Origin of the sequence: Sphingomonas sp. NCPPB 2930 (assembly GCF_042867205.1) — a bacterium.
Classification (GTDB): Bacteria; Pseudomonadota; Alphaproteobacteria; order Sphingomonadales; family Sphingomonadaceae; genus Sphingomonas.
This window is the reverse complement of the sequence record NZ_JBHZQU010000005.1, coordinates 184,710-199,214: the sequence shown is the minus strand read 5'-3', so window position 1 is coordinate 199,214 and position 14,505 is coordinate 184,710. Positions and strand designations below refer to the sequence as shown.

Annotated in this window: 14 protein-coding genes and 2 tRNA genes; 6 read left to right on the top strand and 10 right to left on the bottom strand. The window is 68.1% G+C overall.

Features of this window, described 5'->3' with window-relative positions; translation table 11 throughout:
- Positions 1-122 precede the first annotated feature (122 nt).
- Positions 123-198, bottom strand: a tRNA-Lys gene (locus ACFX59_RS08595).
- Positions 199-359: 161 nt separating this feature from the next.
- Complete coding sequence (locus ACFX59_RS08590; protein WP_387431505.1) at positions 360-1,799, bottom strand: NAD-dependent succinate-semialdehyde dehydrogenase; 1,440 nt, start codon at positions 1,797-1,799, stop codon at positions 360-362.
- 205 nt (positions 1,800-2,004) lie between these two features.
- On the opposite strand from ACFX59_RS08590, the gene ACFX59_RS08585 reads away from it, so the two are divergent.
- The 6 genes from ACFX59_RS08585 (at position 2,005) to ACFX59_RS08560 (ending at position 7,476) form a co-directional block, all read left to right on the top strand.
- Complete coding sequence (locus ACFX59_RS08585) at positions 2,005-3,039, top strand: sulfate ABC transporter substrate-binding protein (RefSeq protein WP_387431502.1); 1,035 nt, start codon at positions 2,005-2,007, stop codon at positions 3,037-3,039.
- 5 nt (positions 3,040-3,044) lie between these two features.
- Positions 3,045-3,875, top strand: coding sequence for a sulfate ABC transporter permease subunit CysT (cysT, locus tag ACFX59_RS08580; RefSeq protein ID WP_387431500.1), 831 nt, complete (start codon positions 3,045-3,047; stop codon positions 3,873-3,875).
- The gene (cysW, locus tag ACFX59_RS08575) at positions 3,872-4,717 is read left to right on the top strand and encodes a sulfate ABC transporter permease subunit CysW (RefSeq protein WP_309696189.1); all 846 of its coding nucleotides are present in this window, start codon (positions 3,872-3,874) and stop codon (positions 4,715-4,717) included. The genes cysT and cysW overlap by 4 nt, the downstream gene beginning before the upstream one ends.
- Complete coding sequence (locus ACFX59_RS08570) at positions 4,714-5,757, top strand: sulfate/molybdate ABC transporter ATP-binding protein (protein ID WP_387431498.1); 1,044 nt, start codon at positions 4,714-4,716, stop codon at positions 5,755-5,757. Before cysW ends, ACFX59_RS08570 begins: the two co-directional genes overlap by 4 nt.
- A 154-nt stretch (positions 5,758-5,911) precedes the next feature.
- The gene (locus ACFX59_RS08565) at positions 5,912-7,291 is read left to right on the top strand and encodes a phospholipase D-like domain-containing protein (RefSeq protein WP_387431618.1); all 1,380 of its coding nucleotides are present in this window, start codon (positions 5,912-5,914) and stop codon (positions 7,289-7,291) included.
- Complete coding sequence (locus tag ACFX59_RS08560; protein ID WP_387431615.1) at positions 7,291-7,476, top strand: DUF4169 family protein; 186 nt, start codon at positions 7,291-7,293, stop codon at positions 7,474-7,476. Before ACFX59_RS08565 ends, ACFX59_RS08560 begins: the two co-directional genes overlap by 1 nt.
- A gap of 49 nt (positions 7,477-7,525) precedes the next feature.
- Here the strand turns inward: ACFX59_RS08560 and ACFX59_RS08555 are convergent, their stop codons facing one another.
- From ACFX59_RS08555 to ACFX59_RS08520, 8 genes are all read right to left on the bottom strand, one after another.
- On the bottom strand, positions 7,526-8,197 hold the full coding sequence (locus ACFX59_RS08555; protein WP_387431496.1) for a spermidine synthase: 672 nt from the start codon (positions 8,195-8,197) through the stop codon (positions 7,526-7,528).
- Positions 8,194-8,556: a DUF6481 family protein gene (locus ACFX59_RS08550; RefSeq protein WP_307099536.1), complete on the bottom strand. Its 363-nt coding sequence runs from the start codon at positions 8,554-8,556 to the stop codon at positions 8,194-8,196. The genes ACFX59_RS08555 and ACFX59_RS08550 overlap by 4 nt, the downstream gene beginning before the upstream one ends.
- A gap of 77 nt (positions 8,557-8,633) precedes the next feature.
- A tRNA-Lys gene (locus ACFX59_RS08545) sits at positions 8,634-8,709 on the bottom strand.
- 116 nt (positions 8,710-8,825) lie between these two features.
- On the bottom strand, positions 8,826-9,938 hold the full coding sequence (gene rodA, locus ACFX59_RS08540) for a rod shape-determining protein RodA (protein ID WP_307099534.1): 1,113 nt from the start codon (positions 9,936-9,938) through the stop codon (positions 8,826-8,828).
- On the bottom strand, positions 9,935-12,007 hold the full coding sequence (gene mrdA / locus ACFX59_RS08535; protein ID WP_387431494.1) for a penicillin-binding protein 2: 2,073 nt from the start codon (positions 12,005-12,007) through the stop codon (positions 9,935-9,937). Before mrdA ends, rodA begins: the two co-directional genes overlap by 4 nt.
- 2 nt (positions 12,008-12,009) lie before the next feature.
- Complete coding sequence (locus ACFX59_RS08530) at positions 12,010-12,534, bottom strand: rod shape-determining protein MreD (protein WP_307099530.1); 525 nt, start codon at positions 12,532-12,534, stop codon at positions 12,010-12,012.
- A complete protein-coding gene (gene mreC / locus ACFX59_RS08525) occupies positions 12,531-13,400 on the bottom strand; it encodes a rod shape-determining protein MreC (protein ID WP_387431491.1) in 870 nt (289 codons plus the stop codon). The genes ACFX59_RS08530 and mreC overlap by 4 nt, the downstream gene beginning before the upstream one ends.
- Before the next feature lie 24 nt (positions 13,401-13,424).
- Positions 13,425-14,465, bottom strand: a complete 1,041-nt coding sequence (locus ACFX59_RS08520) for a rod shape-determining protein (protein WP_261267979.1) — start codon at positions 14,463-14,465, stop codon at positions 13,425-13,427.
- Between the last annotated feature and the right edge of the window lie 40 nt (positions 14,466-14,505).

Here is a 14,505-nt window from a genome sequence, read left to right as displayed (position 1 = left end):
AGCGAGGGGGCATGCGTTTCGGCGCCTGCTCCGCTTTGTCGGAGAGGCCCCCACGGACCCGTCATGACGATGAGGTTATGCCTAGGCCTCTTGGCGAAGCATATGTAAAGATATATGGAAAATGGTGGACGCACTTGGGCTCGAACCAAGGACCCGCTGATTAAGAGTCAGCTGCTCTACCAACTGAGCTATGCGTCCAATGCCGGTCTGCGGCATGGCGGGGAAGCGATGTCCCCGTCTGGTGGCGCGCTGTTAGCCGAGCTTTTTCGACCTGCCAAGAGGGTTTTTGACATTTTTCTTGCGACAGCGAAATGACGGCGAAACGGCCCGGCCCGCCGAAGCGCGCCGGGCCGGATGCGTCAGGCGATATGGACCGCCTTGGTGATCATGTGGTTGGCGATGCCCTCGGGGCCGTCCTCGGAGCCATAGCCGCTTTCCTTGACCCCGCCGAAGGGCGCGTCGCCCCAGCTGAGCCGTACGGTGTTGATCGCGACCATGCCCGCCTCGATCTCGTCGCCCAGCTGGTTCTGGCGGCGGCCATTCTCGGTGAAGCAATAGGCGCCCAGGCCGAAGGGCAGGCGGTTCGCCTCGGCAATGGCGTCTTCGGTGGTGGCGAAGGGGCGGATCAGCGCGATCGGGCCGAACGGCTCCTCGTTCATCGCCTTGGCGTCCAGCGACACATCGGCCAGCACGGTCGGCGCGAAGAAGAAGCCGTCACCGCCCTTCGCCTCGCCGCCGGTCAGCATCCGCGCGCCCGAGCGCACCGCATCCTCGATCATCGCGCCGATCGCCTCGGGGCGGCGGGGATTGGCCATCGGGCCCATCTGGGTGTCGCTCGACAGGCCGTCACCGATCTTCAGTGCGGCGGCGCGCTCGGCAAAGCCCTTGGCGAAACGCTCGTAAATGCCCTCCTGCACATGGAAGCGGGTGGGCGCGACGCAGACCTGGCCCGCATTGCGGAACTTGTGGGTGACGAGCGTATCGAGCGTCTTGTCGAGGTCGCAATCGTCGAAGACCAGCACCGGGCCATGCCCGCCCAGCTCCATGGTCGACTTCATCACCGTGTCGGCGGCCAGCTTCAACAGGTGCTTGCCGACTGGCACCGATCCGGTGAAGCTGAGCTTGCGGGTGACGGGCGAGGCGAGCAGGTGGCGCGACACCGCGTCGGGCACGCCGAAGACCAGCTGCGCGACGTCGCCGGGCAGACCCGCATCCTGGAAGCAGCGCATGATCGCGATCGCGCTGGCGGGGGTCTCCTCGCTGGGCTTCAGGATGACCGAGCAGCCCGCCGCGATGGCGGGCGAGATCTTGCGCACCGGGTTCATGACCGGGAAGTTCCAGGCGCAGAAAGCCGCGACCGGCCCGACCGGCTGGTGCAGCACCAGCGAGCGGGTGCCGGTGGGGCGAGGCAGGACGCGGCCATAGATGCGCACCGCCTCGCCCGCATGGAATTCCAGCAGCGCGGCGGTGGCGGCCACCTCGCCGCGTGCCTCGACGATCGGCTTGCCTTCCTCCAGCGTGGCGAGGCGGGCGAGATCCTCGGCGCGCTCGCGGACCAGCGCGGCGGTGCGCAGCAGGATGGCGGCACGCTCCTGCGGCGCGGTCTTGCGCCACGTCTCGAAACCGCGCGCGGCGGCTTCCAGCGCACGGTCCATGTCCGCCTTGGTCGCCAGCGGCAGGTCGCCCAGCGGCTGGCCGGTGGCGGGGTTCAGCACCGCCTGCGTCTCGCGCCCGTCCGCGCCCAGCCATTCGCCCGCGATATACAGGCCGGTCTTCACGTCGAAATCAGTCGCGGTCATGCGCGTCCTTTCCAGGGAATAAGGGGATGATGCGGGCGGGAGATCGGCCCTGTCCGCGCCCGATGCAAGGGCGAAGGAGGCCGGACCGGGCTTCTGTCGGGATCGAGGGAGCAAAAGCAGGGCTTTGTGCGTCCCAAGCTTTCCGGCATTTCCTATCGGGGGGATCGAGATAGGTTACGCACCGAAACGAAAGGGACGGGTCCAGATGCGAGCACCATTTTCGGCAAGCCTTGCCGCGTTGATGATCGGGGCGATTGGCCTGTCCGGCTGTTCGGGGGGCGGCAGCGGCGGCGGGAAGGGCTCGGTCGAGCTGCTGAACGTCAGCTATGACCCGACGCGCGAGCTGTACAAGGACGTCAACGCCGCCTTCGCCAAACAATGGCAGGCCAAGACCGGGCAGACCGTCTCGTTCCGGATGAGCCATGGCGGATCGGGCAAGCAGTCGCGATCGGTGATCGACGGGCTGTCGGCGGACGTGGTGACGCTGGCGCTCGCCTATGACATCGACGCGATCGCCGAGCGGGCCAAGCTGCTTCCGGCCGATTGGCAGGCCCGCCTGCCGGACAATAGCGCGCCCTATACCTCGACCATCGTGTTCCTGGTCCGCAAGGGCAATCCCAAGGGCATTCGCGACTGGGCCGATCTGGTGAAGCCGGGCGTGCAGGTCATCACCCCCAGCCCCAAGACCAGCGGCGGCGCGCGGTGGAATTTCCTGGCCGCCTGGGCCTATGGCAAGAAGGCGGGCGGCTCGGAGGCGGCGGCGCAGCGCTATGTCGCGGACCTCTACGCCCATGTGCCGGTGCTGGATTCGGGCGCACGCGGCGCGACCACGACCTTTGTCGAACGCGGCCTGGGCGATGTGCTGATCGCGTGGGAGAATGAGGCGCTTCTGTCGGAGAAGGAGCTGGGCGCGGGCAAGTTCGACATCGTCGTCCCCTCCATCTCGATCCTGGCCGAGCCGCCGGTCGCGGTGGTCGATGCCAATGCCAAGGCGCATGGCACCGAGAAGGTCGCGACCGAATATCTCAAATTCCTCTATACGCCCGAAGGGCAGGAGATCGTCGCGCGCAACTTCTACCGCCCGCGCGACCAGGCGGTGCTGGCGAAATATGCGGCGGTGTTTCCCAAGCTGGACATGGTGACGATCCGCGACTTTGGCGGCTGGGGCGCGGCGCAGAAGCGCTTCTTCGCCGATGGCGGCGTATTCGATGCCATCTATGCCGGCGGCAGGAAGCGCTGATCCGGATGCGGGCTTCGACGCGCCGATCCGCCTTGCCGGGCTTCGGCCTGACCATGGGGATGACCCTGTTCTGGCTGGGGCTGGTGGTCCTGCTGCCGCTGTCCGCGCTGGTCATACGCGCGGCGGGCATGGGCTGGGACGGCTTTGCCGCGGTCGGCCTGTCGCCGCGCGCGCTGGCCGCCTATCGGCTCAGCTTCGGTGCGGCGCTGGCGGCGGCGGCGGTCAATGCGGTGTTCGGGCTGCTGATCGCCTGGATCCTCGTCCGCTATGAATTTCCCGGCAAGAAGCTGATCGATGCCGCGGTCGACCTGCCTTTCGCGCTGCCGACGGCGGTGGCGGGCATCGCGCTGGTTTCGCTCTATGCGGATAATGGCTGGATCGGGTCGCTGCTCGCACCGCTGGGGATCAAGGTCGCCTATACGCCAGTGGGTGTCACCATTGCTTTAGTTTTCATTGGTTTGCCGTTCATTGTTCGCTCGGTACAGCCGGTGCTGGCCGATCTGGGGCGCGATGTCGAGGAGGCGGCCGCCACGCTCGGCGCGACGCGGGCGCAGACCTTTCGCCGGATCATCCTGCCCGCCATCGCCCCCGCGCTGCTGACCGGCTTTGCGCTCGCCTTTGCGCGCGGGGTCGGCGAATATGGCTCGATCATCTTCATCGCGGGCAACATGCCCTTCAAGTCGGAGATCGCGCCGCTGCTGATCATCACCCAGCTGGAGCAGTTCGACTATGACGGCGCGACCGCCATCGCGTGCGTGATGCTGGTGCTGTCCTTCGCGATGCTGTTGTTCGTCAATCTGCTCCAGGCGTGGCGCGCCAAGCGGGGGACGCGATGAGCGGTTCCAACCCCACCACCGTCGAAAGCCCGGTGGCGCGCTGGGCGCTGATCGGCACCGGCTTCGCCTTTCTGGCGCTGTTCCTGTTCCTGCCGCTCGTCATGGTGTTCGCGGGTGGTCTGGCCAAGGGATGGCAGGTCTTCGTCGCGGCCATCGCGGACCCCGACGCGCTCGCCGCGATCCGCCTGACGCTGCTGGTCGCCGCCATTGCGGTGCCGGTCAACGCGGTGTTCGGCGTGGCGGCCTCCTGGGCGATCGCCAAGTTCGACTTTCGTGGAAAAAGCCTGCTCATATCCCTGATAGACCTGCCTTTTTCGGTGTCGCCGGTGGTGTCGGGCCTGATCTTCGTGCTGCTGTTCGGGGCGCAAGGGTGGCTGGGGCCGTGGCTGACCGAGCATGGCGTCCGCATCATCTTCGCGGTGCCTGGCATCGTGCTGGCGACCGTGTTCGTCACCTTTCCCTTCGTCGCGCGCGAACTGATCCCGCTGATGGCCGAACAGGGCCGCGACGACGAGGAGGCGGCGCGGTCGCTGGGGGCGAGCGGGTGGCAGACCTTCTGGCATGTCACGCTGCCCAATATCCGCTGGGGGCTGCTCTACGGCGTGCTCCTGTGCAATGCCCGCGCGATGGGCGAGTTCGGCGCGGTGTCGGTCGTGTCGGGGCATATCCGGGGGCTGACCAACACCATGCCGTTGCATGTCGAGATCCTGTACAATGAATATGACTTTGTCGGCGCGTTCGCGGTGGCGTCCCTGCTCGCCTCGCTTGCGCTCGTGACCTTGGGAGTGAAGACCGTGCTGGAATGGCGTTTCGGCATCCACCGGGCGGGAGCCGCGCATTGAGCATCGTCGTCGAGAATATTTCCCGTCGCTTCGGCGGCTTCACCGCGCTCGACCGCGTGTCGCTGGAGACGCGGGCGGGCGAGTTCCTGGCGCTGCTGGGCCCGTCCGGATCGGGCAAGACGACGCTGCTGCGGACCATTGCGGGGCTGGACTTCGCCGATGAGGGTCATGTGCTGTTCGACGGGCAGGACATGACGGATACGCCCGCGGCCGAGCGTCGGATCGGCTTCGTGTTCCAGAATTACGCGCTGTTCCGCCACATGACGGTCGCGCAGAATATCGCCTTCGGCCTGACCGTGCGGAAACGGCGCGACCGTCCGGCCAAGGCGGCGATCACGGCCAAGGTCGCCGAACTGCTCGCCCTGATCCAGCTCCCCGATGTCGGGGACCGCTATCCCGCGCAGCTGTCGGGTGGGCAGCGGCAGCGCGTGGCCCTGGCCCGTGCGCTGGCCATCGAGCCGCGCCTGCTATTGCTCGACGAGCCATTCGGCGCGCTCGATGCCCAGGTTCGCAAGGATCTGCGCGGCTGGTTGCGGCGGATCCATGACGAGACAGGGCTGACCTCGATCTTCGTGACGCACGATCAGGAAGAGGCGCTGGAACTGGCCGACCGGATCGTCGTGATGCGCGGCGGCGTGATCGAACAGATCGGCACCCCGCATGAGGTGCAGGCCGAACCGGCCACCGCCTTCGTGTCGTCCTTCATCGGCGAGACCAACTGCCTGCCCGTCACCCGGTCGAACGGTTCGGCGATGGTGGGGCAGGGGCAGACGGTGCTGCCCGACACCGGCCAGGGGCAGGGGGCGGGCGAGCTTCATATCCGGCCGCATGATGTCGAACTGGTCGAACCCGGCGCCCCCGATGCGCTGGCCGTCACGGTGGAGACGAGCCGCCCGATCGGCCGGTCGCGTCGGATCACCGCCACGATGGCGGGGCTGGCCGAGCCGTTGACCTTCGACCTGCCCGTCGACGCCAGCGCCGGGGCGGGCGATGTGCTGAACCTGCGCCCGACCCGCTATCGGATATTCACAAAGACCTGATCGCCGTTCCCACGGACCATTTCGCCATCGCAACCGTTTGGCCATTTGCCAGCCCGGCAGGGCGTGGGCATGAGATGGTCGTGGACGCAGGCAGACGGGGAGATCGGGTTTGAAGGTCGGACAGGAGTGCTGGCGGATCGAGCAGGCCGAGCGCATGGCGGTCATCATCGATGCGGAGAAATATTTCCGGATGGCCCGCCGCGCGATGCTCGGCGCCCGCAAGCAGATCCTGCTGATCGGATGGGATTTCGACGCGCGCATCGTCCTCGATCACGACGAGTCCCCCAACGAATCCGTCGGCGATTTCATCTATTCGCTGGTCGAGCGGAACCCGGAGCTGGAAATCTTCCTGCTCCGCTGGGACACCGGCGCGATCAAGTCGCTGCTCCGGGGGCGGACATTCTTCACGGTGATGAAATGGATGGCGCACAAGCGCATCCATACCAAGCTCGACGGCCATCACCCGATCGCGGCCTCGCATCATCAGAAGATCGTCATCATCGACGACAAGCTCGCCTTTTGCGGCGGGATCGACATGACCAGCGACCGTTGGGACACGCGCGAGCATCGCGACGACGATCCCGGTCGCAAGCGGCCCGGCGGCCAGCCCTACAAGCCCTGGCACGACGCGATCAGCGCGGTGGAGGGGCCGGTGACGCATGCGCTGGGCGAGCTGTTCCGCGAACGCTGGCACGCCGCCGGCGGCAAGCGCATGGCCCCCGCCTCGCCGGGCGAAAGCTGCTGGCCCGAGGGGCTGGAGCCCGACTTTCTCGACCAGCCCGTCGCCATCGCGCGCACCATGCCCGAGATGGACGACCAGACGCCGGTGCACGAGAATGAGGCGCTGTTCCTGGCGCAGATCGCGCGGGCGGAGCGCTATGTCTATATCGAGAGCCAGTATTTCGCGTCGCGCCGCGTCGCCGAGGCGATTGCGCGGCGGCTGGACGAAGAGAATGGCCCCGAATTCGTCATCGTCAATCCGCTGACTGCGCAAGGCTGGCTAGAGCCGATCGCGATGGACACGGCGCGCGCGCGGCTGGTCGAGGCGCTCAGGCGGCGCGACCGGCACGGGCGTTTCCGCATTTATCATCCGTTCACGGCGGGGGGCGAGCCGATCTATTGCCATGCCAAGATCCTGATCGCCGATGACCGGGTGTTCCGGCTGGGTTCGTCCAATCTCAACAACCGTTCGATGCGGCTGGACACCGAATGCGACCTGGCGATCGCGGTCGAGCCCGACAGCGCGGCGGGGCGACGGATCGGGGCGATCCGCGACGACCTGCTCGCCGAGCATCTGGGCACCAGCCCCGCCGAGGTGCAGGCGGCGGTGCAACGGACCGGCGCGCTGATGGCGGCGGTCGAGGCGCTGCGCGGAGCCGAGGGGCGGACGCTGCGCCCCTATGAAGTGCCCGATCTGTCGAGCGTCGAGGAATGGCTGGCCGACAATGAGGTCCTCGATCCCGAAAGCCCCGACGAGATGTTCGAGGCGCTGAGCAGCCGCAAGGGGCTGTTCCGGCGGTGGCGGCGGCGCTGATGGGTGAGATCGTCAACTTCCGTCAGGCGCGAAAGGCCCGCGACCGGCGGCAGGCCGAACAGCAGGCGACGGAAAACCGCGCGCGCTTCGGCCGGACCAGGGCCGAGAAACAGCGGGATGCGGCGGAGCAGGAGCGTCTTCGCCGTGAGCTGGACGGGGCGAAGCGGGAAGAGGATGGGGAGTAAGCCCCGCCTATGACGGTCGGCCCGGCCTTTGCCGGGGCGACGATCGCGTTCAGCGTGGCGTGGCGAACCAGATGGTGTGGGTCGCGCCCTTGCCGTTCTCTCGGGCGCGCACCTTCACCTCGTCGACGGTGAAGCCCGCGCGCGACAGCCGCCGGGTGAATACCGGATCAGGCGCGGCGGACCAGATGGCGAGCACGCCGCCGGGGCGCAGCGCGACGCGGGCCTCGTCCAGTCCACGGAGCGAATAGAGCCCGTCATTGTCCGGCCGGGTCAGCCCGTCCGGGCCGTTGTCGACGTCGAGCAGGATCGCGTCATAAGCCCCGCGCCCCGCATAGATCGCATTGCCGACATCGCCCATTGCCAGGGTGACGCGGCGGTCGTCCAGGCATCCGGCGGTCAGTTCCGCCATCGGCCCGCGCGCCCATTCGATGATGCCGGGCACCAGCTCGGCCACCGTGATCCGCGCATCGCGCCCCAGCTTGGCCAGCACGGCGCGCAGGGTGAAGCCCATGCCATAGCCGCCGATCAGCAGATGCGGCGCCGCGCGCCCGCCCAGCCGGTCGCAGGTCATCGTGCCCAACGCCACCTCGGAGCCGCTCATCCGCGTGCTCATCAGCTCGTTGCGATCGAGCACGATCATGAAGTCCTTGCCCCGGCGGAACAGCCGCAGGGGCTCGCCGCCCGGCACTTCGGCAATGCCGAGCAGCTCGCGCGGGGTCATTTGCCCTGGCGCGCCTTGCGAGCGGCGTAGCGGGCGTCGCGGGCGGCCTTCAGCTCGGCGGCGGTCGGCACGACCGGCGGGCGTGCGGCGGCAGCGGCGGCCTCCGCAGCGGCCTCGGCCTCGGCCTTCGCCTTGGCGCGGGCTTCCTCGCGCGCGGCCTTTTCCTGCTCGATCGCAGCCTTGTGCGCGGCGCGGCGCTCGGCCTCGGCGGCCTCCTTGGCCTCGCGCGCGGCAGCGCGGGCGGCGACCACCGCCGGGTCGGGCGCGGCCTTGTTGCGCAGCTTTTCGAGCGCAGCCGCCTTGGCATCGCGCGAGGCCGATGCGCGATCGGCGAAACCGGGAACCTTATATCCTGCCATCAATCATCTATCCCGTTGGGGGCCGGACGGCCCCATAGCACAACGGCCCCGCATCGCTGCAGAGCCGTTGGAGAAACTGGTGGACGCACTTGGGCTCGAACCAAGGACCCGCTGATTAAGAGTCAGCTGCTCTACCAACTGAGCTATGCGTCCGTTCGTCACGTCGACCTGGCCGTCCGGCGGCCCGCCTCGTGATCGGGAGGCGCGCCTTTAGCATCGTGTTCGAGCTTTGCAAATGCTTTTTGCGTGGATGGCCGATTTTTTGACGATCACCAGCGGGCGGCGCGGCGATTTTCGCGGTCGATCGCCATCAAGATGCCCAGGCACAGCAACACCGTCATCTGCGACGATCCGCCATAGCTGACCAGCGGCAACGGGATGCCGACCACCGGGGCCAGCCCCATGACCATCATCAGATTGACCATGACATAGATGAAGATCGTCGTGGACAGCCCCGCCGCGGTCAGCCGGGCAAAGCGGTTGGGCGCTGCCTGCGCGACGTTCAGGCCCCAGCGGATGACGAGGAGGAAGGCCAGGATCAGGAAGCAGCCGCCGACCAGTCCCCATTCCTCCGCCATGGTGGCGAAGACGAAATCGGTATGCCCCTCGGGCAGATAGTCGAGATGGCTCTGGGTGCCGTTCAGGAACCCCTTGCCCCAGATACCGCCGGAGCCGATCGCGATCTTGGACTGGCTGATGTGATAGCCGGTGCCCAGCGGATCGCTTTCGGGGTCGAGGAAGATCAGCACGCGGTTGCGCTGATAGTCGTGCAGCAGGAAATTGACCGCGAGCGGCGCCATCACCGCCAGTCCGATCGCCCCGCCGATGAACAGCCGCAGCGGCACCCCGGCAAGGAACATGACGGTCGCCCCGCCCGCGCAGATCATCAGCGCGGTGCCCAGATCGGGCTGCTTCATCACCAGCGCGGCGGGCACGCCGATCATCGCCGCGACCGGCCATATGCCCGAGAAGCGCCTGGTTTCGGCGGGCGGCATCATCTCATAGAAACGCGCGGCGCCCAGCACGATGAACAGCTTCATCAGCTCGGACGGCTGAAGCCGGATGAAGCCCACGTCCAGCCATCGCTGGCTGCCCCCGCGTACCGCGCCCAGCAGTTCGACCAGAACCAGCGCGACGACGAGGATCAGATAGCCCGGCATGGCGATGCGCCGCCACAGGTCGAGCGGCAGTCGCGACAGCACCAGCGACCCGGCGAGCAGCACGAAGAAGCGCACCCCTTGCGGCTTGGCCCAGGGGGTCAGCGAGCCGCCCGCCGCCGAATAGAGCACGACCAGCCCGAAACAGCCGATCGCCATGACCAGCAGGATCACCCGCCAGGGCAGCTGCGCGATCGGTTCGGGGATGATGCGCGGGCCGCTCATTCGTCGGTGGTCCCGGCATCGTCGGCGGGCTGCTCGCTGCTGCTGGCGGCCATCGCCTCGGCCTGCGCGTCGGAAACGTTGGTCGCGGCCTTGACCGCCGGGGCGGCGGTGGGGGCACCGGCATCGGTCTTGGTCGCGGCAGAGGCGGGCTTGGGGGCCTGTGCCGCGCGATAGGCGGCTTCCTCGGCCGCCATGCGCGTGGCGATGTCGCCGCCCCAGGTGGGCTCGTCCTGCGCCAGCGACGCCAACGCGCGGTCGCGGTCGAACAGATAGGTCATGATGTCGCGCCCGATCAGCGGCGCGTCGAGATTGCGCACGGTATGGCCGTTATGCTCCAGCACGACGGCGGCCGCGTAACGCGGATTGTCGGCGGGGGCGAAGCAGACGAGCAGCGCGTGGTCGCGCAGCTTGAAGGGCAACTGGCCGTTCTTCAGCACGCCCATGCGCCGCTCCGCCATGGTGATCCGGCGGACCTGCGCGGTGCCGGTCTTGGCGGCCAGGCTGACGCCCGGCACCAGCATTCGCGCCGCGCCACCGGTGCCGCCCTGGTTGACCACGCCGAACATCGCGTCGCGCACGACCGCCAGATGCTCGGAGGCGACCGGCAGGGCGGGGGCGTCGAGATGGACCTGATGCGCCAGCAGGCTGGGCTGCAAGGCGCGGCCCGAGGCGATCCGCGCCGCCATCACCGCCAGCTGAAGCGGATTGGCGAGCACATAGCCCTGTCCGATCGAGGCGTTCAGGCCATCCGCGATCGTCCACTTCTTCTTGTATTTCCGTAGCTTCCAGTCGGGATCTGGCACGGTGCCGTAACGCTGCGCGCTGAGCGGCAGGTCGAATTTCTGGCCCAGCCCGACCATCCGCGCAATGGGCGCGATCCGGTCATAGCCCATGCGGCGGATCATCTCGTAGAAATAGATGTCGCAGCTCTGCTCGATCGCGCCCTTCAGGTTCAGCGCGCCGTGCCCGCCGCGCTTGTGGCAGTGGAAGACGCCGGTGCCGACCCGCATCGCGCCGGTGCACAGCACCCGGTCGTCGGCGCCGACCCCGGCCTCCAGCAGCGCGAGGCCGTTCATCGGCTTGACCGTCGAGCCCGGCGGATAGAGCCCCTGCGTCACCTTGTTCATCAAGGGCACATGGTCGTTCTCCGACAGCATCGCCCATTCCAGATGGCTGATCCCGTCCGAAAAGCTGTTGGGGTCATAGGCGGGCATCGACACCATCGCCAGCGTCTCGCCGGTGCGGCAGTCGAGCACCACGGCCGAGCCCGAATTGGTCCCCAGCCGCCGCGCCGCGAATTCCTGGAGCCCCGCATCGATGGTCAGGCGGATGTTGCGGCCGGGCGTGTCGGGCCGGGTGGCGAGTTCGGCCACCACCTTGCCGCGCGCCGTCACCTCGACCCGCTTGGCGCCGGGCTTGCCGCGCAGCACCGGCTCCAGCATCTTTTCCAGCCCGTCCTTGCCCAGCTTGAAGCCGGGGGTGACGAGCAGCTGGTCGTGGGTCGCCTTGAACTGTTCGGCGGTGGGCGTGCCGACATAGCCGGTCAGGTGCGCCACCGCCGCGCCCGCCGGATAGAAGCGCGCAAAGCCGCGCGTCGGCTGGACGCCGGGCAGCTCGGGCAGGCGGACGCTGACCGCCGCGAACCGCTCCCAGTCGAGCCGCTCGGCGACCTGCACCGGCTGGAACCCGGCGGCATGTTCCAGGTCGAGGCGGATGCGGTTCATCGCCTCGTCGTCCAGCCGCAGGATCTGGCGGAGCAGCGCGAGCACGCGGTCCTTGTCCTCCAGCCGGTCGGGGATGATGTCGACGCGGAAATCGGTGCGATTGTTGGCGATGGGCAGGCCGTGCCGGTCGATCAGCCAGCCGCGACGCGGCGGGATCATCGTCGTGTTGACGCGGTTGCTCTCGGAGAGGAGGTTATACTTCTCGTTCTGCGCGATCGACAGCCAGGCCATGCGCCCGGCGAGCAGCAGGCCGACGGCCCCCTGCGCCGCGCCCAGCACGAAGGCGCGCCGGGAAAAGCTGTAGGCCTGTGCCGCCTCGGTCATGATCCGCCCCTGGCGTTCCATGCCTATGCCCCTACCTCATTACGGCCACGCTTGCGATCGATCCATGCGACCAGCCGGGTCGCCATGGGAAAGAGCAGGATGGTGATCGCGATCTGGATGACCAGCGCCGCATCGACCTGCGCGCCGACCGGCACCGCCAAGAAACGCCCCGCGATCAGGCAGAAGGCGATGGCGCCGCTGGCGATCAGCCAGTCTTGCCAGAAATCGCGGAACACCAGCCGATGCTCGAATAGGTCGATCGCCAGCGAGGTCAGCGACCAGAGCAGCATCGCGGAGCCCAGCGGCTGGCCCGACAGCAGATCGTCGAACAGCCCCAGCGGCGCGGCCGCCCAGAGCCGCAGCGCGAACCGCGCGACCAGCCGCCAGGCGAGCAGCATGACGAGGCCCATGGGCGGCTGCAACGGTACGATCGCCACCACCGGCACGATGGCGAGGAGCGAACCGGCCATCACGGTCAGCCAGGGCAGCGCGCGGGCGCGTGCGGGCGGCAGTCCGGGGTCGAAGGGGTTGCTGATGTCGAGGGTCACGGCCGGGGCGACGGCGCCGATACCGGCATCGGCATGAAGGCGCGCTGAACGATCGCGAAATCCAGCGTGTCGGGATGGATGAAGGGCCGCGCCACCGCCGTATCGCCGCCATCGGCGCGGATGCGGGCGACGGGAATATCGGGGGCATAGAGCCCGCCGGTGCCCGAGGTGACGAACAGCTCGCCCTTGGCCAGCCGGACATTGGTGTTGACCGAGCGTATGTCGAGCGTCCCGTCGCCGCGCCCGACCGCGATGGCGGGCAGGCCGTCGCGGGTGCGGCGGACCGGCACGATGCTTTCGGGATCGGTCAGCAGGAGGACGCGCGCGGCGGCGGGCCCCGCCTCGGTCACGCGTCCGATCAGTCCCTCGGGACCGCGCACCGCCATGCCGGGCGCGACGCCCTGCCACCGCCCCGCATTGAGCAGCGCGAAGCGGCGACCGCTGCTGCCGGTCGAGCTGACCAGTCGCGCGGTGACGACGGTGTCGGGCGTCCGGTCGCGCACCGCCAGCAAGGTGCGCAGGCGGCGATTGTCATAGGCGATGGTGCGCGCGGTCAGCAGCAACTGGCGCGACTGGGCCAGTTCGGCGCGCAGCCGTTCGTTTTCCGAATGGACGAAGAAATAACGCCCGATCGCCGGGGGAATGTCGTCGACCGCGTCGCCGACCGCGACGAAGGCGCCGGAGACGGGCGCGGTGACGCTGCCCAGCGTCATGCGCAGGCCGGCGAAGGCGGGTGGGTTGAACGTGGATGCGACAAGCAGCACCACGCCCACCACCGCACCCGCCACCGCGAGCACATAGGCCAGGAAAGCTCCATATTGCCGCCGTCGCGAAAACCCGGTGCGACGGTCGCGGGCGGGCGCCATGCGCCGGTCCCCTTATGCTGGAGGTTAGCCGTTCAGCAGGACGCCGCGGTACATCGGATCTTCCAGCGCGCGGCCGGTGCCCAGCGCCACGCAGGTCAGCGGATCCTCCGCCACCGTCACCGGCAGCCCGGTTTCGTCGCGCAGCACCTCGTCCAGCCCTTCGAGCAGCGCGCCGCCGCCGGTCAGGACGATGCCCTGGTCGACAATGTCGGCGGCCAGTTCGGGCGCGGTGTTTTCCAGTGCGACGCGGACGCCCTCGACGATGGTCGCGACCGGTTCGGACAGCGCCTCGGCGATCTGGCCCTGGTTGATCTGGATTTCCTTGGGCACTCCGTTGACCAGGTCGCGGCCCTTGATCTGGATCGTCACGCCGATGCCGTCCGCCGGGGGACGCGCGATGCCGACTTCCTGCTTGATCCGCTCGGCGGTGGCTTCGCCGATCAGCAAATTATGGTTGCGGCGCACGTAAGAGACGATCGACTCGTCCATCTTGTCGCCACCGACGCGGACGCTCGTGGTGTAGGCGAGGCCGCGAAGCGACAGCACCGCGACTTCGGTCGTGCCGCCGCCGATATCGACGACCATCGATCCGATCGGTTCGGTGACGGGCATGTCGGCGCCGATCGCGGCGGCCATCGGCTCCTCGATTAGGAAGACCTGGCTGGCACCCGCGTTCGAGGCGGCGTCGCGGATCGCGCGGCGCTCGACCTTGGTCGAACCCGACGGCACGCAGATCACGATCTCGGGCCAGCGCGCGAACTTGCGCGGGCCGTGCACCTTCAGGATGAAGTGCTTGATCATCTGCTCGGCGACGTCGATGTCGGCGATCACGCCGTCGCGAAGCGGACGGATCGCCTCGATATTGCCCGGCGTCTTGCCCATCATCAGCTTGGCGTCGTCGCCGACCGCCTTCACCTTCTTGATGCCGTTGATCGTCTCGACCGCGACGACGGACGGCTCGTTCAGCACGATGCCGCGTCCGCGGACATAGACCACGGTGTTCGCGGTGCCGAGGTCGATCGCCATGTCTTGCGACATGAATTTCAGGAAGCGGGGGAGGGGCATCGAGGCTTTCGTTCCGTCTGTGGACCGGGTGGGCGTGACT